This is a genomic window from Rubellimicrobium mesophilum DSM 19309 (genome assembly GCF_000600335.2).
In the GTDB taxonomy this organism is placed as follows: Bacteria; Pseudomonadota; Alphaproteobacteria; order Rhodobacterales; family Rhodobacteraceae; genus Rubellimicrobium; species Rubellimicrobium mesophilum.
Genome location: NZ_KK088564.1, coordinates 14,347 through 36,621, shown reverse-complemented (window position 1 = coordinate 36,621; position 22,275 = coordinate 14,347). Strand labels below are relative to the sequence as shown.

Below are 22,275 nucleotides of genomic sequence, written 5' to 3'. Positions count from 1 at the left end.
CCGGAGGAGGCCTCCGGCGGCCACGCCGCGACTCCGCGCCCGCCGTGGAGCGGGGCGGCACAACCTCTCCGGCCCGCCTCGCGCCGCCCGGCGGAGCGCGGCCCCGGGACTCCGGAAACGACAGCACACATCGCTGGCTGCCTGCCATGGCCGGCCGGCCCTGTCCATACGGAGGCGTCGCCGCGCGGCAGCGCGTCGCCACCGGCCCTCCCCCCGGGGGCGCCGGCCGCGAAAGTGGGGGCCGGACCCCGGGGCGGGGATTTCCGCGCATGGCGCGGCCCGCCCGCGGGAATGTCATGGTCGGGCCACGATTTCCACCTTATCCACACCCTTCTTCTCGTCTATAGGGCCGCGAACGAGGCGGACCAGAGGTCGATCCCCGATGCAGCAGCGCATGCCAGCCCAGGACTTCCGGCCGCCCGCGACCGGGACGACCGAGGCGTCGGACGAGATCGACCTCCTCGAGATCCTGCGGACGCTCTGGCGCGGCAAGCTCTGGATCGCGCTCTGCGCGCTGCTCGTGCTGACGCTGGGCTGGTACCGGGGCGTCGCCACCGCCGTGCCGCTCTACACGGCCACGGCGCAGATGGCGCTGCAGCTCGACAACCAGCCCAACATCGACCTCAGCACCATCGTCTCGGGCTTCTCGGGCGACGAGGCCAGCATCAACACCGAGATGGCGATCATCCAGTCCGACGAGGTGATCGGCCGCCTCGTGGACGAGCTGCGCCTCCAGGACGACCCCGAGTTCAACGCCTACCTGCCGGACCCCGATGCGGCCGGCCCCGGCGTGGTGCAGCGGGTCCGCTCGGCCCTCGGCGCGGCCGTCCGCGCGGTCCTGCCCGGCGGCGAGGATGACCCGGCCGAGGCCGAGGCCCCGCCCACGCCCGAGGAGATCCGGCGCGACGTGATCGACTCCGTGCGGGGCACCGTCGACACCGACAGCAACTACGACACCTACGTCTTCTCCATCTCGGTCACGACCGAGGACCCCGACAAGTCCACCCGGCTCGCCAACGCCCTGGCCGGGTTCTACCGCGACGACCAGATCCGCACCAAGGTCGAGACGACCGAGCGCATGGCCACCTGGCTCTCCGAGCGGGTGGGCGAGCTCCGGGCCGAGCTCGACGCCAAGCAGAACGAGATCGCCGACCTCCAGGCCCAGAGCGCCCTCGTCAGCGACGAGAGCCTCCAGGCCCTCAACGAGCGGGCGATCGACCTGCGCAGCCAGCTCAGCCAGGTCCAGAGCGACCTCGCGCGCACCGAGGAGCGCCTCTCCGCCCTCGCCGCCGCCGAGGCGTCGGGCGACGTGGAGGCCATCCTCGCGGCGGCGGACGACGGCCAGCTCGAGGCGGCCGCCACCGCCATGGCCCGCTCGCAGCCCGGGGCCCGGGCCCGCTTCGACCGCCGCCTCGCCCAGGTCCGCCTCCAGGTCGAGGCCGAGCGGGACCGCGCGCGGCAGAGCGCCCAAGACCTCCAGCGCGGCATCGACGAGCTCTCGTCCCAGTTCGAGGGCCAGTCCAGCGACCTGCGCGCCCTGCAGCAGCTCCGGCAGGAGGCCGAGGCGACCCAGGCGCTCTACGACACCTTCCTCACCCGCCTGAAGGAGGCCACCGTCCAGCAGAGCGCCTACGAGGCGGACAGCCGCATCCTGACCGAGGCGCGCGAAGGCGACCAGGTGGCGCCCCGCCGGACGCGGATCCTGGCCCTCTCGCTGATCCTCGGCCTCGTGCTGGGCGGCGGGCTCGTGCTCGGGCGCGAGTTCCTCCAGAACACCTTCCGCACTGCCGAGGACCTGGAGCGCAAGACCGGCCGCCCCGTGCTGGGCCAGATCCCCCGCATCCCGGCGCGCCAGCGCGGCGACGTGATCCGCTATCTCCGCGACAAGCCCACCTCGGCCGCCGCCGAGGCCGTGCGCAACCTCCGCACCTCGCTGCTGCTGTCGAACGTGGACCGCCCGCCCCAGGTCGTCATGGCCACCTCCTCGGTCCCGAACGAGGGCAAGACCACCATCACCATCGCCTTGGCGCAGAACTTCGCCGGGCTCGACAAGCGGGTGCTGCTCATCGAGGGCGACGTGCGGCGCCGGACCTTCGCCGCCTACTTCCAGCAGAAGGACGGCAAGGGCGGCCTGATCTCGGTGATCTCGGGCAAGACGGCGCTCGAGGACGCGGTCCTGCGGCCCGAGGGGCTCGACTTCGACGTGCTGGTGGGCGAGCGATCCACGACCAACGCCGCCGACCTCTTCTCCTCGCAGCGGTTCCATCAGGTCGTCGAGGAGGCGCGCAGCCTCTACGACGTGGTCATCATCGACACGCCGCCGGTGCTCGTGGTGCCCGACGCGCGGGTGATCGCGCAGCACGTCGACGCCGTGGTCTACGTCGTCCGCTGGGACCGCACCACCGGCCACCAGGTCGAGGAGGGGCTGAAGCAGCTCCGCTCCCTCCACCTGCCGGTGACCGGGGTCGTGCTGTCGCAGGTCGATCCCAAGGGGATGCGGCGCTACGGCTACGGCGGACGCTACGGGGCCTATTCCCGCTACGCGCGCGGCTACTACGAGGCCTGAGCCGAGCCGCCCTGCCCTCCCGGGGCCGGGCTCCGTCGATCGCCACCGGGCGCCGGCAGGCGCCGGATTCCTATCCTCACGAGCCGACGCCCTGGCGGTGGGGTGGCCTGCCCCCCGCGACTCCCGGCGTCGCGAATCACGAACGACGTCCCTGGCCGCGCTCGCTCCGAGGGGGCGACGCAACACCCCCCGGATCGCGCAAGATGCTGGCCCGCCACGACAAACGGCCGGGGTGTTGCGTCGCCCCACCCCCCACCGAACGCCCGGGTAACCATTCGTTAACCCGGTCCTGGGACCCTCCTCCCTGTCAGCCACAGGAGGAATCCCCATGCCCACCGACAACTTCGAATCCCACCAGCGCGGGCTCGAAAGCCCCGCCGACCGCCATCAGTCCATCGTGCCCTCGGACGGCGCGCCGGTCGATCCGCGCCCGCGCGCGCTCTACTGCCAGACGGCGGGCGACGTCGCGCTCGAGGACCGCTGGGGCACCGTCCTGACCTACGCCGTGCAGGCCGGCCAGGTGCTGCCCTTCCGCGCCGCCAAGGTCCGGGCCACCGGCACCACCGCCACCGTCTACGGCTGGGACTGAGCCATGATCTCCCTCGCCCTCGGCCTCCTCGCCTCCGCGTCGCGGGGACGTCCCTGGCCGCTGTTCCTCATCACCCCCTCGACCGTCATCACCCCTTCCACCGTCATCCGCGGAGTCTGAGACCCATGACCCTCGCCGTCCTGCCCTCGCCGAACTACACGGGCCCCGACCTCGCCCTCCGCGTCAACGCCGCGCTCACCGAGCTGCGCGCCGCCCGCCGCTTCGCCACCGTCGCCGCGCTGCTCGCGGACACGTCCCTGGCCTACGGCAACGGCTCGCGCGCCGTCGCGGCCGGAGACCTGATCGAGGCCGAGGGCTTCCGCTACCAGGTCGCCGCCTCGGGCGCCGCCGACCACAACCTGACCACCGCCGGGGGCGTGAAGCTCCAGGTCCGGCCCGGGCCGGAGGGCTGCAACGCCAGGGCCTTCGGGGCCAGGCTCGACGGCACCACCGACGACAGCGCCGCCGTCCTGGCCGCGCTCGCCGCCGCCGTCGCCGCGTCCGTGCCGCTCATCATCGCCGGGAACGCCAACCTCGCGGGCTGGTCCACCCCGACGCACGCCGGCAAGGTCGTCCTGCGCGGCGCCGGCAAGGGCCTCGCGACCCTGACCGGCGCGGCGGGCAAGGCGCTGGTGACCCTCGCCGGGGGCGGCTCCTTCTCCGCCAGGGGGCTGGGCTTCTCGACCTGGGAGAGCGTCTGCAGGCTCGCCGACAACGCCTCGACGGGCGCCTTCGACCTCCTGGAGATGGACGACTGCCGCCTCACCGGCATCCTCGTCTCCGCCATCTCGGACGCGGGGACCTACGCGCCCGGCGGCATCACCGAGCTGCGCTTCACCGGCAACACCGCCACGGCCTGCGGCCGGACCACCGCCAACGCCGCCGCGCTGCGGCTCGACTGCGCCGCCATCGCCTCGGCCTTCGTCCACGACAACGAGATCCGGGGGATCGGCGGGGCGACCTGGGCGGGCCAGAAGGACGGCATCTCGCTCGGCGCCGTCAGCCGGACGGCCAGCCAGTCCATCATCGTCACCGGCAACCGCATCCACGACGTCCAGAACAGCGACGCGGCGCACATCAGCGGCATCACGGCCTTCGGCCCCAACGTCCACGTCCGCGGCAACACGGTGCACACTGTCAGGTCGGCCGCCGCCGGCAACGTGGACCAGTACGCCATCTACGTGAAGGCCACCCACTCGCTCATCGACGGCAACACCTGCACCGACGCGGGCGGCAACGCGGCCTGCATCATGTCGAAGGGCGCCCCGAACGATGCCTTCGGGCCCTCCCTCAGCACGGACGACTTCGACAACATCGTCAGCCGCAACGTGGTCGTGGTCGCCACGCGCTCGGGGACCCTGAAGTACACCGGCATCACCGTCTACAACGGCGGCCATCTGGTCGAGGGCAACCTCGTCAAGGGCACGACCGAGGGCATCGTCGAGATCCCGCCCCTCTACGCGGCGGTCGCGCACAACGTCATCCGGGGCAACAAGATCAAGGGCCTGTCCGGCGCCTCGGGGCAGAACGCCATCGGCATCCAGACCAAGAGCCCGAGCTGCACGACCATCGAGGGCAACGAGATCGTGGGCGTGGGCTCCGGCGTCGAGACGACCGCCTACGGCATCTACATGCTCAACGACGCGGAGGGGGCGTTCGGCTCGCCCTTCGGCGGCCTGACGATCCGGGGCAACACCATCCGCATCGGCTCGGCGGCCTCCGCGTCCAACGCCCGCGCCATCATGCTCGGGTTCCACGCGAGCGGCTCCTACGCGGGCCTGGTCGTGGAGGGCAACGTCGTCGAGGGGTTCGGGCGGGGGCTGCAGGCCTCCTATGGTGGCACGGTCTCGGGGGTGGAGATCGCCCGCAACCGCTTCCGCAACTGCTCGGTCGCGGCCTATGGCTATTCGGGGACGGCCCCGGCCGACGGCGTGGTGGACGGCAACACGGTGGCTGGCCTGCCCTACCTGACGGCGGCCGCCGGAGCCACGACGCCCGACGTGAGCGGCATCAACCACCTGCGCACGGCGAACGCCGCGGCCACGACGATCGCCAACCTGACGGGCGGCTCCGGCAACCAGCGGGTCCTCCTCGAGATCGCCGACGCCTTCACCACGGTGGCGAACAACGCGAACATCAGGCTGGCCGGCGGCGTCAGTTGGACCCCGGCCAACGGCGGCCTCCTCCATCTCGTCCGCATGGGCGGCGTCTGGAAGGAGGCCGGTCGGACGGCCTACTGATGGCAGCCCCGATCCATCCGATCGGGGCGCTCCTCCAGCCAGGGGCGCCACGGCTCGGCCCGGGCCTTGCCGCGATGCGGGCCCTCCGGCCTTCGCCGGGCGCTCCACCGGACCGATCCACCGTCTCGGGCCCGTTGACGCGGCCTCGCGGGAGCGGCACCAGACGAGACCTCGACCAGGAGAGACCATGACCGGCCTTGCGGCTCACACGCTCATCACCCATTCTGGCAGCTTCCACGCCGACGACCTCCTGGCGTTCGTGCTGCTCCGCACGCTCCAGCCCGAGGCAGGCCTGCTCCGCACGCGGGACGCGGCGCGGATCGAGGCGGCGGACGCCGGCACCGTCGTCTTCGACGTCGGCATGGCCTATGCACCTGAGGGCCTGCGCTACGACCACCACCAGCCCAGCCGCGCCCGCCGCCCCGAGGGCCTGGCCTATTCGGCCTTCGGCCTGGTCTGGCGCCACCACGGCCAGGCCTACGTCGCCCGGGTCCTGGGCCTCGATCCCGCCGCCGATGCGCCCCGGATCGGGGCCATCCACGCCCGGCTCGACGCCACGCTGGTGCGCGACATCGACGCCGTCGACAACGGCGAGCTCCAGCCCGACCAGACGGCGCTCATGCATCCGCTGTCGCTGCCCAACCTCCTCATGGCCTTCCGCCCCGCCTTCGACGACGACGCGCCGGGCGCGCAGGACCAGGCCTTCCTGCGCGCCGCGAGCGTCGCCGACCCGCTCCTGCGCGCCCAGGTCGAGAGCACGGACGCGGCGCTGCGGGCCCGGACCATCGTGGAGGACGCCATCGCCACCCGCGCCGATCCCCGCTGGATCGAGCTGCCGCGCAAGCTGGACTACCTCGAGACCATCCTGGCCCTGGGGTCCCGGCACGACGCCGACCGGATCCGGTTCGTGGTGGCGCCGGCCCCGGGCGAGTGGCAGCTCAACACGGTGAACCGGACGCTCGACGGCTTCGCCGCCCGCCAGGACCTGCCCGCCGCCTGGGCGGGCCTGCGGGGCGAGGCGCTCGCCGCCGCGACGGGCGTCCCCGACGCCACCTTCTGCCACGCCAAGCGCTTCATCGCCATCGCCCAAAGCCGCCACGGCGCCCTGGCGCTGCTCGAGCAGGCGCTGGCAGCCTGAGGCCGACGGGGTCATGTCGCAGGCGAGCCGAGCTCAGGCGCGTCGTCCCGCGGACCGGCAGGTCCGACCGGAGACCCACGACGACGATCGACCTCCCCGCCGTCATCGGCTCGCGATGAACCTCGATGGGACCTAGAGCAGCTTCGCGATCTCCTTGGCGAGATCGGTTTCCCGGAAGGGCTTGGCGAGCCGTGGAGTGTCCGTGGTCTCCTCGTCGCTCAGGTCGGCGTAGCCCGTCACCAGCAGGGCCGGAAGGGCAGGTCGAAGCTTGCGCGCCTCGCGGATCAGCCGCGTGCCCCTCATCCCGGGCATCAGGTGATCCGAGATCAGGAGATCGAAATGCGCGCTCGACCGCAACATTCCCAAGGCCGCGGCCGGCGTGCTCGCATCCACCACCTCGTGATCGAGGTTGCGCAGCATGTCCGCGGTCGCCGAGCGGACGATGTCGTCGTCGTCCACGAGGAGGACCACGGCAGGACGCGTCTGCGGGATCTCCCCGGGACGATCGTCTGCGGCCAGGCGGACGCCGTCGGGGCTGACGGGCAGCCACAGCTCGGCCGTCGTGCCCCGGCCGGGCCCGCTCTCGAGACGGAGGGCGCCGCCGGACTGAGCCGCGAGGCCGTGGATCATCGAGAGGCCCAGGCCGGTGCCCTTCCCCGGCTCCTTGGTCGTGAAGAACGGCTCCACGGCCCGGGCGAGCGTGGCGGCGTCCATCCCCTGCCCCGTATCCGCGACCGTGAGCCGGACGTAGCGCCCGGATCTCAGGCCGTCGGCCGCATCCGCGCCCACCACGCGCTCCGCCACGTCCACCGTGAGGGTCCCGCCCTCGCCCATGGCATCCCGCGCGTTCACCGCGAGGTTGAGAACCGCGAGCTCGAGCTGGTTCGGATCGATCTGCGCAGGGGGCAGGTCCGGGGCGACGGTCAGGCCGACCTGGATGTGGGACCCGATGGAGCGCCGGATGAGATCCTCCATGCCGCGCACGAGCTCGCCCACGTCGACGGCCCGCGTCTCCAGGTGCTGCCGGCGCGCGAACATGAGCAGGCGCTGCACCAGGAGCGTGGCCCGCTCGGCGCCCTGCACGGCCCCTTCGATCAGCCGCTGGGTGCGCTGATCTCCCCGATGCTGCCGACGCAGGATGTCGAGCGCGCCCACGATGGGCGTGAGCAGGTTGTTGAAGTCGTGCGCGACCCCGCCGGTGAGCTGGCCCAGCGTCTCGAGCTTGGCCATCTCGTGGACCCGGGCCGTCGCCTCGGCCAGCCGCTCCTGATCGCGCAGCCGTTCGGTGACGTCGTGCACGAACTCGTAGGCGCCGATGACCTCGCCCCTGGGATCGCGCAGGACGTTGAACCTCATCTCGTAAGCCCGTCGGTCGCGCGAGGGGTCGCCGAACTCCTCGACCAAGGTGAACTCCTCGCCTGCCAGCGCGCGGCTCCAGATGGCGTGGAGGGCCTCGCGCTGCGCGGGCAGATGGTCGAGGAGATCGAGGAGCGAGGCGCCGATCCGGGGACGCCGGCCGAAGACGCGCTCGAATTCCGCCTTGGCGGCCCTATTGATCGCAAGCCACCGGAAGTCGCGATCGAGGACCTGGACCATCGCGTCGGTCCCTTCCACGAGGTCGGCGAACAGCCGGCGTTCCGCCAGGGCCTCGGCCACCCGGCGCTCGAGCGTCTCGTTGAGCTCGCGAAGGCGCTGCTCCGCGAGCCGCCGGGCGGTGACGTCCTGGAACAGTACGGCCACCTGCCGACGGCTCGCCGGCTCCACGCGAAAGGCCGAGAGCTCAAGGTAGCGGTGCGTCGCCACCAGCTCCTGCTCGAAGCGGATCGGCGTGCCGGTCCGCAGGACCTCGCCGTAGCGGGCGACCCAGCTTTCGGCCTCGTCGGGCACCATCTCGCGCACCCTCCGCCCCACGACGTTCGGAATGCCGGCATGGCGCTCGTAGGCGGGGTTGGCGGCGACATGGACGTAGTCGCCGAGCGGCCCCTCGGGCCCGTCGAGGAACTCGATGACGCAGAAGCCCTCGTCGATGGATTCGAAGAGCATGCGGTAGCGCTCCTCGCTGGCGCGCAGCGCCGCGCGCTCCTTGGCCAGATCGGCGATGTGACGTTCCGCCTCGTGCTGCCGCGCCCTTGCCCGAAGGGCCGCCCTTGCCGCGGTCACGAGGCTGACCGGATGGAGGGGGCGCTCCAGGATCGTGACGTTGCCGAGCCGGGCCGCGGCGCCGGCCTGCAGCGTCGCCGTGCCGTTGCGCATCGTCAGGAGAAGGATCGGGAGGTCGGACCATGGCGGCTGATCCGCGAGCCAGCCCTCGAGCCTGGCGAGCGATTCGGCCGTGAAGGCCTCTTCCGACGCCATCAGCGCGCCGATCCGCACGGCGGCCAGGTCCGCGATCACCTGCTCCATCGTGTCGCAGATCCGCGAGGCGAGGCCGGCGCCCTGGAGGATCCCCGCGATCACCGTCGCGTCACGGCCCTTGGGCGCGAGAATGCCCACGCACTGCGCCATCGGCTCAATCCCCGATGCGGTCCGCGAGGAGTTCCTCGATGCGCCCGTTGTAGGTCGGCACACCGGTCAGCACGCCCGTGAACGCCCGAAGCGGGAGGCCCACCCGGATGCCGCCGTCATCGATCCGGTATTCCCGGATGCTCGGCTCATGCCCCCCGGTGCGCTTCTTGGTGATGGAAATGGCGCGCCGGAGCTGGCCGCCCGCCTCGAAGAAGCGCAGCAGGAGGACCGTGTCGGACAGATAGGTGAGATCCACCGGCGTCTGCATATGGCCCACGAGCCCGTGCTGGGCGAGAACGAGGATCGTCAGGACGCCCTGCTGGTTGAGGTAGGTCAGGAGCTCGTGCATCTGGAGCATCATGTGCTGCTCCTCGGGCATGGCGTGCTGGTAGCCCGACAGGCTGTCGAGCACCACGATGCGCGCGCCCTCGCGCTCCACGTTGTGACGCACGAGGCCGATGAGCTCCCCGGGGGAGAGCTCGGCCGGGTCCACCTGCCGGAACCGGAAGCGGTCCTCGAAGGCGACGAGATCGATGCCCAGGCCGTCGGCCCGCCTGTGGAAGTTGCGCCGGGTCTCGTCGAAGCTCACGAAGAGGGCGCGCTCGCCGCGCCGCAGCCCCGCGACGACGAACTGCAGCGCGAGGGTCGACTTGCCCGACCCGGCGGGTCCCATGATGAGGGAACTGGTCCCGCGGTCGAGGCCGCCGCCGAGCATCCGGTCGAGCTCGGCCACCCCGCTCGCCACGTAGTCCTCGTTGTGAAAGCCGTCGTTGTGATCGGCGGCCACGAGGCGGGGGAAGATGCGCAGGCCACCCCTGCGGATGACGTAGTCGTGGAAGCCGCCCTGGAACGCGCGGCCACGCATCTTGAACACGCGCAGGCGACGGCGTTCGGCTCCGTAGCTGATGGTGATCTGCTCGAGCCGGATCACGCCATGGACGAGGCTGTGGAGGTTGGCGTCGTCCATCTCCTCGGTAAGGTCGTCGATGAAGAGGGTCGTGCAGCCCTTGAGCGTGAAGTAGTGCTTGAGCGTGAGCACCTGTCGCCGATACCGCAGCGCCGTTCCGGCCAGGAGGCGGATGTCGGACAGGCTGTCGAAGACCACGCAGGTGGGCGCCAGCCGCTCCACCTCGTCCATCACGAGGCGCACCGTCTCGCCGAGCTCGAGGTCCGAGGAGTAGACGATGGACTGCTCCCGCCCGGGATCGAGGCTGAACTCCGGCGGCACGAGCTCGTAGATGCCGATCCCGTCCAGGTCCCAGCCGTGGGTCGCGGCGGCCTCCAGGAGCTCGTCGCGACCCTCGGAGAGGGTGACGTAGAGCGTGCGCTCGCCTCGGTCGCGCGCAGCCATCAGGAACTGCAGCGCCAGCGTCGTCTTGCCCGAGCCGGGGCGGCCCTCGATCAGATGCACCCGTGCCGGGGCATAGCCGCCGGCAAGGATGCCATCGAGTTCGGCACTCCCGGTCGAGATGGCATGGTCGGGCACCCTGGAGCCTCGCTGGGGTAGTCTTCATCCGGTCCTGCGACGACTTAGCAGCCTTTCCGGCCCGCGCCCATACCGCTGTCGGAAGTTGCCTTCCTGGCGGGGCCCCCTTCCGGTCGCCCCGGTTGACAGCGGGACGGGCCCGCCGTCCTGCTTGGGACCGGGAGAGGACAGGGGAGTGTCATCGTGGCGACTGCGGCTGAGCTGGTGCTGGGCATCGACATCGGGACCACGTCGGTCAAGGCGGCGGTCTTCGACCTTCGCGGCCGGACGCATCACGCCTTCGCGGCCCGGGTCCCGACCTTGCGGACGGAGGGCGATGTCGTCGAGCAGGACCCCGCCGACTGGATCGAGGGCATCCGGGCGGCCATCGGCAGCATCGGGGCGGCCGGGCTCCTTCCGGGGATCGGGGCGGTCGGCGTCACCTCCCAGGTGAACACCCATGTCTTCGTGGACGGGAGCGGTCGCCCCCTCGCACCGGCGATCGTCTGGCAGGACGGTCGCGCGGCCTCCGAAGCCAGGGAGATCGACGCCCGCATCGTGGCCGAGGACCGGCTCCGCTGGTGGGGCGCGCCCATGGGTATCGATGCGAGCCACGCGCTTGCCCGGATGGCCTGGATGGCCCGCCACCGGCCCGGTGTCTGGGAGCGCACCGGGGCCGTGCTCCTGCCCAAGGACTTCGTGGTCCGGACCCTGGCCGGAGCCCGCGTGAGCGACCCGATGTCGAACATCGGCCTCGTCGGCCCCGACCTCGCCTACGTCGAGGACCTGCTCCTCCTCCTTCCGGGGGCGGCCGAGCGGCTGCCCCGTCTGGTCCCCGCCCCGTCGGAAGCCGGCCGTATGTCCCTGGCACCCGGAGGACCGAGCGTCCCGGTCGCCGTCGGGATCATGGATGCCTGGGCGGGCTTCCTTGGAGTGGGGCTGCGGGCCGAGGGAGACGCGGCCTACCTGAGCGGCACGAGCGAGGTCCTGGCCGCCGCCTCGGAGGCGGCCACCGGCGAGCCTGGCATCCTGGTCTTCCCGCGCCTGGACGAGCTTCGGGTGCACGCCGGGCCCACGCAGTCCGGCGGCGCCTCGGTCGATTGGTTCTGCGGCGCCTTCGGAACGACTCCCGAGGCCATGGCCGCCGAGGTCGAGGCGGCCGGCCCCGACCTGCGCGCGCCCCTGTTCCTCCCCCATCTCGCGGGCGAGCGGGCGCCGCTGTGGGATCCCTCGGCGCGTGGCGCCTTCCTTGGCCTCGAGGCCGGGATGGGCCGAGCCGCACTCGCGCGTGCAGTGCTGGAGGGCGTCTCGCTCTCGGCCCGCCTGCTGGCCGAGGCGCTCGACCGCTCGACGGGCCGGCGCATCGAGGCATTCCTCTGCGGAGGGGGCGGCTTCCGCTCCGACACATGGAACCAGATCCGGGCCGACGCGACCGGGCGGGTCCTGAGGCGCGCGGCCGTGCCGGACACCGGGACCCTGGGCGCCGCCGCGCTCGGCGCCGTGGCGGCGGGCCTTCAGCCGGACCTGCCCACGGCCCTCGCCGACCTCGTGACCCACGACCGCACCTACGAGCCCGACCCGCGCCGGGCCGCGCGATACGACGATCTCTTCGGGCTCTACCGTCCGGCCTACGAGGCGCTCGGGCCGATCAGCCGGGCGCTGGCGGACCGTCGCCTCCCATGACCCTCTGGCGTTCCGCGACGCGCTGGATACAGTCACTCGCGGCAGACCGATCTCCGGGCTATCCGGCGATCTCACAGGGGGACGAACATGGCACGGCACGGAGCCTTTCTGAGCGCGGGTGCTCTCGCTCTTCTCGCCGGGATGGCGACGGCGCAGGACGCGCAACGAGTCACGGTCATCACGCCCTATCTGGCGCAGCCGGGCACGCAGTTCTATCTCGACGGCTTCCAGGCCGAGGCCGAGGCGCGCGGCTGGGAGGTCAACGTAGTGGACACCGCGGGCGACATCCCCGCGGTGATCTCGCGCCTCGAGGACGCCGCGACGCAGCAGGTGGACGCCATCGTCATCAACGTGGACCCCGCCCAGGTCGAGGCCGGGCTTGCCCAGGCCCAGGCGGCGGGCATTCCCGTCATCGGCATGGACGCGGGCAGCAGCGCGCTGCTCGCGACCAACGTGACCTCCAACGGCTACGCCATGGCGGCGGAGACGGCGGCCTATGTCGTCAACCGCCTGCGCGGCGAGGGGCGCGTGGTCATGTTCACCTTCGACCCCTTCCCGCCCGTCCAGCAGCGCGGGATCATCGCCGACGCGATCTTCGGCAACAACCCGGACATCGAGGTCGTCGACCGCGTGACGCCCGACGTGCAGGACGGCGGCATCGCCGACTCGCGCGCCAAGATGGAGGCGATCCTCGCCGCCAACCCCGAGCCCGGCTCCATCGACGCCGTCTGGGCCGCCTGGGACCAGCCCGCGCTCGGCGCGCTCCAGGCCATCGAGGACGCGGGCCGGGCGGAGGAGGGCATCGTCATCACCGGCATCGACGCCAACCCCCAGGCGCGCGAGGCCATCGCGGCGGGAGGCCCCTTCGAGGCCTCGGTGGCGCAGGACTTCGAAGGCATCGGCAAGGCGACGGCCGAGGCCGTGGGCCGGGCCCTCGCGGGCGAGGAGATCAGGGAGCCCGTGATCTACGTGCCGACGACCCTGGTCACGCAGGCCAACGCCGCCCAATGAACCAGGGACGGGCCCCGGCCCGACCGCCATGGCCCTCCTCTCGATCCGCGAACTCCACAAGAGCTACGGCGGCGCCCCGGTCCTGTCGGGCGTCTCGCTCGACCTTCGGGCGGGCGAGGTGCACGCCCTCATGGGCGAGAACGGGGCCGGCAAGTCCACCCTGATCCGCATCCTGGCGGGCGTGACCGTCGCCGACCGGGTCGAGGCCCGGCTCGACGGCGCGTCGCTGGGCCTTGGCACCCCCGCCGAGGCCGACCGCGCGGGCTTCCGCTTCGTCCACCAGGAGCTCAACATCGTCCCCGCCCTGTCGGTGGCCGAGAACATCTTCCTGGGGCACCCGATGCCCCGCCGCTTCGGCGCCGCCGTGGATTGGAAACGGCTCAACGCACGCGCGGCCGAGGCCCTGGCCCGGTTCGGCGTCCGCCACATCGACCCGCGGGCGAAGGCCGGACGGCTGGGCGTCGGCGACCGGATGCTGATCCGCCTCGCCTCCATGCTCGTGGGCGGAGCCTCGCCCGCCCGCCTCTTCGTTCTCGACGAGCCCACGGCCGCCCTGACGCACGCCGAATCCGACCGTCTCTTCCGTGTCATAGACGAGCTTGCACGCGGGGGAGCGGCGATCCTCTACGTCTCGCACCGGATCGACGAGGTCATGGCTCTGGCGAGCCGCGTCACCGTCCTCCGCGACGGCAAGGTCGCCCTCTCGGCGCCGACCGCGGAGACGAGCCGCGCGGCGCTGATCCGCGCCATGACCGGCCGGGAGATCGCCGAGGGCCACCCCCCGCGCCTTGCGACCCCCCGCCCCTCGGTCGTGTGCCGCCTGGAGGACCTGTCCTCGGGTCGCCTCTCCGGCCTCCGCTTCGACCTTCGGGCGGGAGAGGTGCTGGGCGTCGTGGGCCTGGACAACGCGGGCCAGTCCGACCTCCTCCGCCTGCTCCTGGGCGAGGGCGCCCCTGCGGGAGGTCGGGCCGAGGTCGCCGGCCGATCCCTGCCGCGCTCGCCGGCCGAGGCGTGGCGACGCGGCATCGCCTACGTCCCCCGCGAGCGGCGCAAGGAGGGCCTGATGTCTGGCCGGACCATCACCGCCAACACCGTCCTGCCGCACCTCTCGCGCCTCTCGCGCCATGGCCTCGCCCGCCCGCGGCGCGAGGCGGCCGAGGCCCGCCGCGTGGCCGAACGGCTCCGGCTTCGCTTCCAGCACCTGTCCCAGCCCGTCCGCACCCTCTCGGGGGGCAACCAGCAGAAGGTCGTCCTCGGCCGCGCGACCCTCGCCACCCCGCGCCTGCTCCTCCTCGAGGAACCCACGCGCGGCGTGGACGTGGGCGCCCGCCAGGACATCTACGCCGCCCTGCGCGGTCTCGCCGCCGAGGGCTGCGCCATCGTCCTGGCCTCCACCGACCTGCCCGAGGTCCTGGGCCTCGCCGACCGCATCCTGATCCTGCGGGACGGCCGGCAAGCCGCGATCGTCGGGGCCGCCGGCCTCGATCCCTCCTCCCTCCTCGCCCTCATCTACGGGGACGAGGAGCCGGTTCCCGCATCATGACCCTGCTTCGCCGCTATGCCACGCTGATCGGCTTCGCCGCCATCCTCCTGTTCTTCGCGATCAGCCTGCCGGACACCTTCCTCACGTCCCAGAACCTCATCAACATCTCGCAGCAGGTGAGCATGCTCGCCGTGGTCGCCTTCGCGATGACCGTGGTGATGGCGATGGGCGACTTCGACCTTTCGGTGGGCTCGATGGCCAGCCTGTCGGGCGTGGTCGCGGCCACGCTCTTCGTCGCGGGCTGGTCCGTCCCGGCGGGCATCGCCGCGGCGCTGGCGGTCGGCCTCCTGGGCGGGCTCTTCAACGGCCTCCTCGTGGCCGGGCTCGGCATCCTGCCCTTCGTCGCCACGCTGGGCACGCTGACCATGTTCTCCGGGATCGCCTTCACCATCAGCGACGGCCGCACGATCTTCGGCCGCGACATCCCCGAGGGCTTCGGCACCTTCGCCCGGGACGCGCTGGAGCTGGGCTCCCTTCGCATCCCCTCCCTCACGCTCGTCGCCCTTGCCGTCCTCGCCGTCGTCTGGTTCGTGCTCGAGCACACAAGCTACGGCCGTCGCCTCTACGCCATCGGCGGGAACATGGAGGCCGCGCGGCTGGCCGGGGTCAACGTCCGCAGGCTCCGGGCGTCGGCCTTCGCGATCACGGGACTCGGCGCCGCTGGGGCGGGCCTCATGGTGGCGAGCCGCGTGGCCTCCGCCAACCCGACCCAGGGCGCCGGCCTCATGCTCGACGCCATCGCCGCCGTCTTCCTGGGCATGACCATGAGCGAGGAGGCCGAGCCGCGCGTCCTGGCGACCCTGGTCGGCGTCCTGATCCTCGCCGTGCTGGACAACGGGCTCACCCAGCTCGCGGTGGACAGCTACGTGCGGGAGATCCTCGTCGGCGGCATCATCCTGGCCGCCGTCGCCTCGGCCCGGATCGGGCTGGGGCGCGGGTAGCGGGGCGCTCGGCCTCTGCTATCGCAGGCGACCCGCGAGCCGCAGTGACCGGCAAGCCGATCCCGAGGGGGCTTGGCCAAGCCGCTCGCGAGCCGTCTCGTGCGGCGGGGCCCTGCGGCGGCTGCCCCATCGCGTCATCCGAACGGACCCAACTGGTCGTAGGTCGCTTGGGAGATGTCCCGCAGGATGGCCCGGGGCAATTCGCCCACGACCGCGCAAGCCAATCCATCGTCGCTCCACCAGAGGCTGCCCAGGCCGTTCTCCCTGGCGTAGCGGAAGCCCGTCTCGTCGTCGCTCGCCGCTCGCGCCACGAGGATGGTGAGACGGCTTCCCTGCTCGTCCTCATACATCAGGAGCGCGGCGGGACCGTTGTCCGCCGGCACGATCCGGCCGCCGACGAGGCGATAGCCGAAGGCGTCGAGCCGGGGCGGGCGGATCGCCTGCCCCAGCCGGCGGGACAGCCAAGTCGAGAGCTCCGCCTCGTCGGACACCTCGACCGGATGCAGGACCTCGGGCGCGAAGGTGGCGTGGGCGCGAAAGGCCTCCACGGCGAGCTCCGTGGTCCCGAGCTCGGGCGCCAGGAGGTGCGAGGCGGACCAGCCGACCAGGGCGCCCAGGGCGACAAGGGCCACCGCGGCCACGGCCGCCCTCCGCCAAGGTCCGAGTCCGCGTTCCGGCCCGCTCGCGCCCCGCACGGCGTCCAGGTGCCGCCAGGGCAAGGGCTCTCCGGCGATCGGACCATAGAGTGCGCGGATGGCGTCGTCCTGGCGATCCCATTCCAGCAGGCGCTGCCGAACCGTGGCATCCCCGTCGGCGAGCGCGGCCAGCTCCGCCCGCCTTTCCGGGCCGCCGTGGCGCAGCCGAACCAGCTCCTCGCTATCGACCTCTTGACGGCTCATCCCGCGAGCTCCCTCCGGCCCCGTGGCGTCCCGCCATCGCGCCCCGTCAGCTCTCGGAGCGCCACGCGGGCCCGGGCGATGCGCGACGCGAGCGTGCCTTCCGGGATCCCGAGCACCTGGGCCGCCTCCTCGATGGTCATTCCTTCCAGCGCCACCAGCAGCAGGGCCGTGCGCTGGTCGGACGGCAGGCGCTTCAGGGCCTCCTCCACTTCCCTCAGGGCCAGGCGCTCGTCCTGCCCGCCGGAGCCGGACGGCTCCCTCGGCCTGTCGACCACGACGAGGTGCCTGAGGGCATCCGCGCCGCGATGGCCGTCACGGAAGCGGTTGAGGAGGATGCGGAAGAGCCAGGCGCGCACGGGACCGTCTCCCCGCCATCGGGCGCGGCCGGCGACCGCGCGCTCGAGGCAGTCCTGGACGAGGTCGTCGGCCGCATCGCGGTTGCGGACCAGCGCGTGCGCGTAGCGCCGCAGCGCGGGAATGCAGGCCTCGATCTCGTCCAGGACGGTCATCTCGTCGGCATCAGTCGGGTTGGCCACGTGCCAGACGCCGTTGACGCCGTCGCCGGTCACGTCGCCCGGAGCCTTGTCGTTGATCCAGAGATACAGCGGCTTGCCGTCGTAGGTCCATTGCATGGTGCCGTCGGTGCGCTGGACGAGGCCGTACTCGCCCTCGGCCGCGGCGCCCTCGGCCGCCACGAGCGGCGGCCAGTTGGCGGCGCATTGGTCGTAGCAGGCGGGCAAGCCATCCTCGTCCCTGTCGAAGACGTAGAGCGTCATGCCATTCCCGTCGGTGAGCACGGGGCCCAGACTGCTGTCGCCGGTCTTGATGCCCGTATCGGCCCAGGCGGCGGAGCCGGCCAGGACGAGGGTCGCGGCCAGGGCGGGCAAGCGGGCAAGGTGGGGGATCGTCATCAGGTCTCTCCGTTGATCCGGAACGTCGGTGAGCACGCGCCTCGGGGGAGGACGCGAGGACAATGACGGAGCCGGCTCAGGTTTTATCCGTTCCGGCCGCGATCGTCCGGTGGTCCGCAGGCGCGCCGCGACCGCTCAGGCGATGGTCAAGGTCCCCGTCATCATCGGGTGGATCTCGCAGTGGTAGGCATAGGTCCCCGGGGCCGGGAAGGTGAGCCGCACCGCGCGGCCCGGCGTCATGTCCTCCACGTCGAAGGCGCCGTCGTCGGCGGTGATCGTGTGGGTGACGCCATCCTCGTTGACGAAGCGCACTGGCTGGCCAACCGCCACGGTCAGGCTGGGCGGGTTGAACGCCCTGTCGCGGATCGTCACCGTGGCCACGGACGCCATGTCCCCCTGGACCGATGCGTCCTGGCCCGAGGCGGTGCCGGCCCGCCCGTCGCCGCCCATCTGGCCATAGCCCTGGGCCAGGGCCGGCAGGGCGGCGGCGCCCAGGAGACCTTGGACGAGAAGGACGCGACGCGTGAGGCTGGACATTTCCGGCTCCCATGGTTGGACCGACATCAGGCCCAGATCCCATCGACCTGGCCCGGCGGAAGCGATGGAAAGGACGGAAAAAGGCCGAAGCTTGTCCCCGACGGTCATGGACATCACACGGTCGTGTCGCACGCCGGGATTTCGCGACCTCATGAAGGTCTTGGCCCCTGGGTCGGAGGTGCTCCGGCCCACTCCGCTCGCCTTTGGCATCCCCATCGACGGCGGCATCCGCGTGCGCGTCCGGCCCGCTGCGCGTCCGGCGGCTCCTGGTCGCAGTGCGGCGAGTCTGCGTCCGCTCCGTCGCACGGTCGCGCAAGAGGCGATGCGCGGGAGGCCGGCGCCAAGGAGCACGGCGCATGGCGCCCGCACGAATGCGTGAGCGCCCGGGCAGAAGGACAAAACCGCGTCCGGTCCCGTCACTCTCCTGCATGATCCAACGAGCCTTCACCGCGACCGTGATCGTCCTGCCTGCGGACGGCGTCGGTCGCTCCCAGTCCGGGGAGCACCACATGAGACACCACCACCTCCTCCTCGCGCTCGCCCTTGCCGCCCTGGCGCTTGCTCCAGTCGCAGGTCGGGCCGACGACCACCTCTTCGAGGCGACCCGGCATGGGCTCAGCCCCGACAGCCAGCCGTTCCAGGTCAATCCCGCCGGCCACGGCGGGGACCTCGCGCCCGGTCAGGGCAGTCCCTTCACGGGCGACGACCGGCAGACCCCGGCGACCGACACGGATGCGGCGAACGCCCATGCGCGCCTCAGGCCCCGGGGCTGACACCGATCCCGCCCCATTTCGCCGCGCGAGCCGCTCCCATGTCGCCTCTCCGCCTGCTTCCCCTCCTTCTCGCCCTCGCCGGGCCTGCGACCGCCGCTCCCCAGCCCTATGTCCTCGACGGCGGCGCCTCCCGCGTCGCGTTCACCTGGACCTTCGGCGCGGACCCCGTGCGAGGTCGGATGGCCGTCGCGGGCGCCAGCCTGTCCCTGGACCTCGATGACGTCGGCGCCTCGCAAGTGAGCGTCGCGGTGGACGTGACCCGCGCCGATGCCGGCCACCCCCTGGCCACCCAGGCCATGACGGGCCCTCGCGTGCTCGATGCGGCCGACTACCCGACGATCACCTTCCAGAGCCGCCGCGTTACCCTGGTGGGCGATGGACAGGCCCGGATCGACGGCGACATCGTCATCCGGGGCGTGACCCGCCCCATCACGCTCGACGCTCGCCTGACCAGCAGCACCCCGGACCTGTCACGCCTGACGGTGACGCTGAACGGCCTGATCCACCGGTCCGACTTCGGCGCGACCGGCTGGTCGGACCTCGTGGGCGACGATGTCCGCCTCGACATCGTGGCGGCGCTTCGGGCCGCGGGATGATGCGGGCGCGGAACGGACCGGAGACCTGGGGCCTCGTGAGCCGCGCGCTGCACTGGCTCATGGCGGCGGGTCTCCTTGCGATGCTGCCGTTCGGTCTCTGGCTCGCCCGCACCCAGCCGAGCCTCGGGACGCTCTGGCTCTACGGGCTGCACAAGAGCCTCGGGGTCATGCTCCTCGTGCTCGTTCTCCTGCGGCTCGTGTGGCACCGGCTCAGCCCTCCGCCCGTCATGCTGTCCGAGGGGGTGGCGCCCTGGCAGCTTCGGCTTGCCGCCACGTCCCATCGGGCTCTCTATGCCCTGATGCTGGCGGTTCCGCTCGCGGGATGGTCGGCCTCCTCGGCCACCGGCATCGACACGGTCCTCTTCGGTCGCTGGACGTTGCCGCGCATCGCGCCGGTCTCCGAGGCCTGGGACCGCCGGGGCTTCGCCCTGCACCTCTGGCTCTCCGTCGCGCTCGCGGTCCTCGTCGCCATCCACGTCGCGGGTGCGCTCTGGCGGCACTGGGGCCATCGGGATGCCACCCTGCGTCGGATGCTGGGGTGGGCCTGACGAGCCAAGGCGCGGCAGGTCGCCGGCGAACAGGCCGGATGGGCCGGCCTGCGGCCGCCCCCGCCCGGGATGCCGGCTTCGATCCGACAAGGAGCCGGCTTCGCCTCACTTCATCGCGGAAGGTCCCGCATCCCCTCGACGGGGCGGATGTCGCGAACGGCCCCGCCGGCCAGCAGGGCCTTCGGGCGGAACTCCCGACGGCATGCGAGCTTGGCGCACCTGCGATGGACCTGGGAGACGACAGGCACGGATCGACCCGCTAGGGCTGGAAGCCCTGCATTGCTTGCCCGCCTTCGGCATCCTCGCGGCTCAACTCCCGCAGGAGGAAGCCGTGCAGCCGCGCCGCGAGGCGGCTGGGCTCCCCCGGTCCGGGGACGAGGCTGAGGTCGAACATGGGCAAGGGCGGCAGGCCCTCGGGCTCGCTCAGCCGCATCAGCCCGGGAGGGACGGAGGCCTCGACCAAGCCCACCACCGCCAGCCCCGCCTGCGCGGCGGCGATGACGCCGAGCAGGCTCGCGCTGGAGCAGACCACCCGGTAGTCGCGCTCGGCCCGCTGCAAGGCCTCCACCGCATGACGGCGCGCGATGTCGCCCGGCACGAAGAGCGCCACGGGAAGCGGCTCGCGCAGCCAGGCTCCGTGCTCGGGCGTGGCGGCCCAGACGAAGCGCTCGCGGCGCAGCACCGCGAAGGGCTGGTGAGGCTGGCGCGTCACCAGCGCGAGGTCGAGCCGGCCGGCCTCGAGGTGCCGCAGCAGGGCCGGCGAGGGGATCGCAGGAGAGCTCGATGTCCACCAGGGGGTGCTCCTGCGCGAAGCGCGCCAGCACCGGCGGCAGCAGGAAGGCGGCGTAGTCCTCGGGGACGCCCAGGCGCACCAGCCCGGCCTCTTCGGGTCGGCGCAGGCTCGCCAGGGCCTCGTGGGACAGGCGCAGGAGCCGGCGCGCGTGGAGGAGAAGCTCCTCGCCGGCCGGGTTGGGCCGGAGCGTCCGGCCGTCGCGGTGGAACAGCGACCGGCCGATCTCCTCCTCGAGCCGCTGCATCTGCATGCTCACCGCCGACTGGCTGCGCCCGACGCGGGAGGCCGCGTGCAGGACGCTCCCGCATTCCACGACGGCGACGAAGCTGCGGAGCAGGGCGAGGTCGAGAGGTTCAGGCACGACCTATCAGCCAGGCTGAGATGACGCCTCAGATCTATTCGTTTGATTGACCCCCGGTGCAAGCCTTACCTGAATGGGGCTTTCCCACAGGACGACGTGCGAGACGGATGATGCGATACGGAACGGGCATGGCGCTGGTGCTGGTGGCTGGGGTGCTGTGGTCGTTCCAGGGGCTCATCATCCGGCAGATCGCGGAGGCGGGGTCCTGGGCCGTCCTCTTCTGGCGCTCGCTCGGCATGGTGCCGGTGCTCCTGGGCTTCCTCGTCTGGCGCGCGGGCGGCTCGCCCTGGCCCGCGATCCGCAAGGTCGGGCTCGCCGGCGTCCTCGGCGGCCTGGGCCTCATCGGTGCCTTCGGCGGGGCGATCTATGCCATCCAGGCCACGAGCATCGCCAACGCGGTCTTCCTCTTCGCCGCCTCGCCCTTCCTGGCCGCCCTCCTGGGCTGGGCCGTCCTGCGCGAGCGCGTCGCCTCCCAGACCTGGGCCGCCATCGCCGTCGCGCTGGTCGGCATCTTCGTCATGGTGCGCGAGGGACTGGAGGGCGGGGCCCTGGCCGGGAACGTCGCCGCGCTCCTCTCCTCGCTGGGCTTCGCCCTCTTCACCATCACGCTGCGCTGGCGCAGGCTCGACGACACGCTGCCGGTGGTGCTGCTGGGCAGCCTCTTCTCCATCGTCGCGGGCGCCCTCCTCGCCGGTCAGATCGGGCAGCCGCTGGCCGTGCCGGTGACGGACGCGCTCTGGTCCATGTTCATGGGCGCGGTCACGCTCTCGGGCGGCATGATCCTCTATACCCTGGGCAGCAAGGTGGTGCCGGCGGCCGAGCTCACGCTCCTCTCCAACACCGAGGTGATGCTGGCCCCCGTCTGGGTCTGGCTCCTCCTGGGCGAGACGGCGAGCGTCGGCACCCTCCTCGGCGGCGCGATCCTGCTCATGGCGATGGTCTTCAACGGGCTCTCCGGCGCGAGGCGGCTCGCGCAGGCCTGACGGAAGGCCGCTCCGATGGCAGCGCCGGCGGAGGGATCAGGGCACTGTCCGAAGACCCGAGCCAACGATCGGCGGACGGCCCGAGGGCCGCCTCGGCCGAGCCGGCTCCTTCGCGAGCCCTTGGGGCTGGCCAAGGCCGGCCTGACCGAGAGGGCCACGCAGACGCTTCGGCCCGCCCACATGGGAGTCGCCC

At 72.3% G+C, this 22,275-nt stretch carries 18 protein-coding genes and 1 pseudogene; 12 read left to right on the top strand and 7 right to left on the bottom strand.

The features are described 5' to 3' along the window. Positions 1-394 precede the first annotated feature (394 nt). From RUMESO_RS08925 to RUMESO_RS08910, 4 genes are all read left to right on the top strand, one after another. On the top strand, positions 395-2,566 hold the full coding sequence (locus tag RUMESO_RS08925) for a GumC family protein (RefSeq protein ID WP_169791148.1): 2,172 nt from the start codon (positions 395-397) through the stop codon (positions 2,564-2,566). 328 nt (positions 2,567-2,894) lie between these two features. Continuing rightward, positions 2,895-3,155 (top strand): spike base protein, RCAP_Rcc01079 family, encoded by a 261-nt coding sequence (locus RUMESO_RS08920; RefSeq protein WP_037279735.1) that lies wholly within the window; start codon positions 2,895-2,897, stop codon positions 3,153-3,155. A 125-nt stretch (positions 3,156-3,280) separates the two neighbouring features. Then, positions 3,281-5,395 carry a right-handed parallel beta-helix repeat-containing protein gene (locus RUMESO_RS08915; RefSeq protein WP_037279734.1) on the top strand — a complete coding sequence of 705 codons (2,115 nt, stop codon included), beginning with the start codon at positions 3,281-3,283 and terminating at the stop codon, positions 5,393-5,395. A gap of 187 nt (positions 5,396-5,582) precedes the next feature. Continuing rightward, positions 5,583-6,533 (top strand): MYG1 family protein, encoded by a 951-nt coding sequence (locus tag RUMESO_RS08910; RefSeq protein WP_037279733.1) that lies wholly within the window; start codon positions 5,583-5,585, stop codon positions 6,531-6,533. Positions 6,534-6,665: 132 nt separating this feature from the next. Here RUMESO_RS08910 and RUMESO_RS08905 read toward each other — a convergent pair whose 3' ends face one another. Beyond that, positions 6,666-9,038 (bottom strand): PAS domain-containing protein, encoded by a 2,373-nt coding sequence (locus RUMESO_RS08905; RefSeq protein WP_051521155.1) that lies wholly within the window; start codon positions 9,036-9,038, stop codon positions 6,666-6,668. Positions 9,039-9,042: 4 nt separating this feature from the next. Further along, positions 9,043-10,524 carry an ATPase domain-containing protein gene (locus RUMESO_RS08900; protein WP_037279732.1) on the bottom strand — a complete coding sequence of 494 codons (1,482 nt, stop codon included), beginning with the start codon at positions 10,522-10,524 and terminating at the stop codon, positions 9,043-9,045. A gap of 183 nt (positions 10,525-10,707) precedes the next feature. Between RUMESO_RS08900 and RUMESO_RS08895 the strand changes: the two genes are divergently transcribed. The 4 genes from RUMESO_RS08895 to RUMESO_RS08880 all read left to right on the top strand — a co-directional run bounded on the left by RUMESO_RS08895 (position 10,708) and on the right by RUMESO_RS08880 (position 15,681). Then, a complete protein-coding gene (locus RUMESO_RS08895; RefSeq protein ID WP_037279731.1) occupies positions 10,708-12,186 on the top strand; it encodes a xylulokinase in 1,479 nt (492 codons plus the stop codon). An 87-nt stretch (positions 12,187-12,273) separates the two neighbouring features. Continuing rightward, a complete protein-coding gene (locus RUMESO_RS08890; protein WP_037279730.1) occupies positions 12,274-13,197 on the top strand; it encodes a substrate-binding domain-containing protein in 924 nt (307 codons plus the stop codon). A 28-nt stretch (positions 13,198-13,225) separates the two neighbouring features. Beyond that, entirely contained in the window at positions 13,226-14,740 is a 1,515-nt protein-coding gene (locus RUMESO_RS08885; RefSeq protein ID WP_037279729.1) for a sugar ABC transporter ATP-binding protein, read from the top strand. Next, positions 14,737-15,681 carry an ABC transporter permease gene (locus tag RUMESO_RS08880; RefSeq protein ID WP_245639207.1) on the top strand — a complete coding sequence of 315 codons (945 nt, stop codon included), beginning with the start codon at positions 14,737-14,739 and terminating at the stop codon, positions 15,679-15,681. Before RUMESO_RS08885 ends, RUMESO_RS08880 begins: the two co-directional genes overlap by 4 nt. 134 nt (positions 15,682-15,815) lie before the next feature. Here RUMESO_RS08880 and RUMESO_RS08875 read toward each other — a convergent pair whose 3' ends face one another. The 3 genes from RUMESO_RS08875 to RUMESO_RS26235 all read right to left on the bottom strand — a co-directional run bounded on the left by RUMESO_RS08875 (position 15,816) and on the right by RUMESO_RS26235 (position 18,028). Next, positions 15,816-16,580, bottom strand: a complete 765-nt coding sequence (locus tag RUMESO_RS08875; protein WP_051521154.1) for an anti-sigma factor family protein — start codon at positions 16,578-16,580, stop codon at positions 15,816-15,818. Then, positions 16,577-17,491: a sigma-70 family RNA polymerase sigma factor gene (locus tag RUMESO_RS27055; RefSeq protein WP_082483508.1), complete on the bottom strand. Its 915-nt coding sequence runs from the start codon at positions 17,489-17,491 to the stop codon at positions 16,577-16,579. Before RUMESO_RS27055 ends, RUMESO_RS08875 begins: the two co-directional genes overlap by 4 nt. A 135-nt stretch (positions 17,492-17,626) precedes the next feature. Then, complete coding sequence (locus RUMESO_RS26235) at positions 17,627-18,028, bottom strand: cupredoxin domain-containing protein (RefSeq protein ID WP_051521153.1); 402 nt, start codon at positions 18,026-18,028, stop codon at positions 17,627-17,629. A gap of 509 nt (positions 18,029-18,537) precedes the next feature. On the opposite strand from RUMESO_RS26235, the gene RUMESO_RS08855 reads away from it, so the two are divergent. The 3 genes from RUMESO_RS08855 to RUMESO_RS08845 are packed head-to-tail and all read left to right on the top strand — an operon-like array spanning position 18,538 to position 19,945. After that, positions 18,538-18,801, top strand: a complete 264-nt coding sequence (locus RUMESO_RS08855; protein WP_037279773.1) for a hypothetical protein — start codon at positions 18,538-18,540, stop codon at positions 18,799-18,801. A 38-nt stretch (positions 18,802-18,839) separates the two neighbouring features. Beyond that, positions 18,840-19,397, top strand: coding sequence for a YceI family protein (locus tag RUMESO_RS08850; protein ID WP_037279728.1), 558 nt, complete (start codon positions 18,840-18,842; stop codon positions 19,395-19,397). Then, the gene (locus RUMESO_RS08845; RefSeq protein ID WP_082483506.1) at positions 19,394-19,945 is read left to right on the top strand and encodes a cytochrome b; all 552 of its coding nucleotides are present in this window, start codon (positions 19,394-19,396) and stop codon (positions 19,943-19,945) included. Before RUMESO_RS08850 ends, RUMESO_RS08845 begins: the two co-directional genes overlap by 4 nt. 259 nt (positions 19,946-20,204) lie before the next feature. Here RUMESO_RS08845 and RUMESO_RS27050 read toward each other — a convergent pair whose 3' ends face one another. Both RUMESO_RS27050 and RUMESO_RS28470 read right to left on the bottom strand, forming a co-directional pair. Beyond that, the gene (locus tag RUMESO_RS27050; RefSeq protein ID WP_281177549.1) at positions 20,205-20,696 is read right to left on the bottom strand and encodes a LysR substrate-binding domain-containing protein; all 492 of its coding nucleotides are present in this window, start codon (positions 20,694-20,696) and stop codon (positions 20,205-20,207) included. Positions 20,697-20,766: 70 nt separating this feature from the next. After that, positions 20,767-21,051, bottom strand: a pseudogene (locus RUMESO_RS28470) (LysR family transcriptional regulator); the annotation flags it as partial. Positions 21,052-21,206: 155 nt separating this feature from the next. On the opposite strand from RUMESO_RS28470, the gene RUMESO_RS08835 reads away from it, so the two are divergent. Beyond that, positions 21,207-22,082, top strand: coding sequence for a DMT family transporter (locus tag RUMESO_RS08835; RefSeq protein ID WP_037279726.1), 876 nt, complete (start codon positions 21,207-21,209; stop codon positions 22,080-22,082). Positions 22,083-22,275 lie beyond the last annotated feature (193 nt).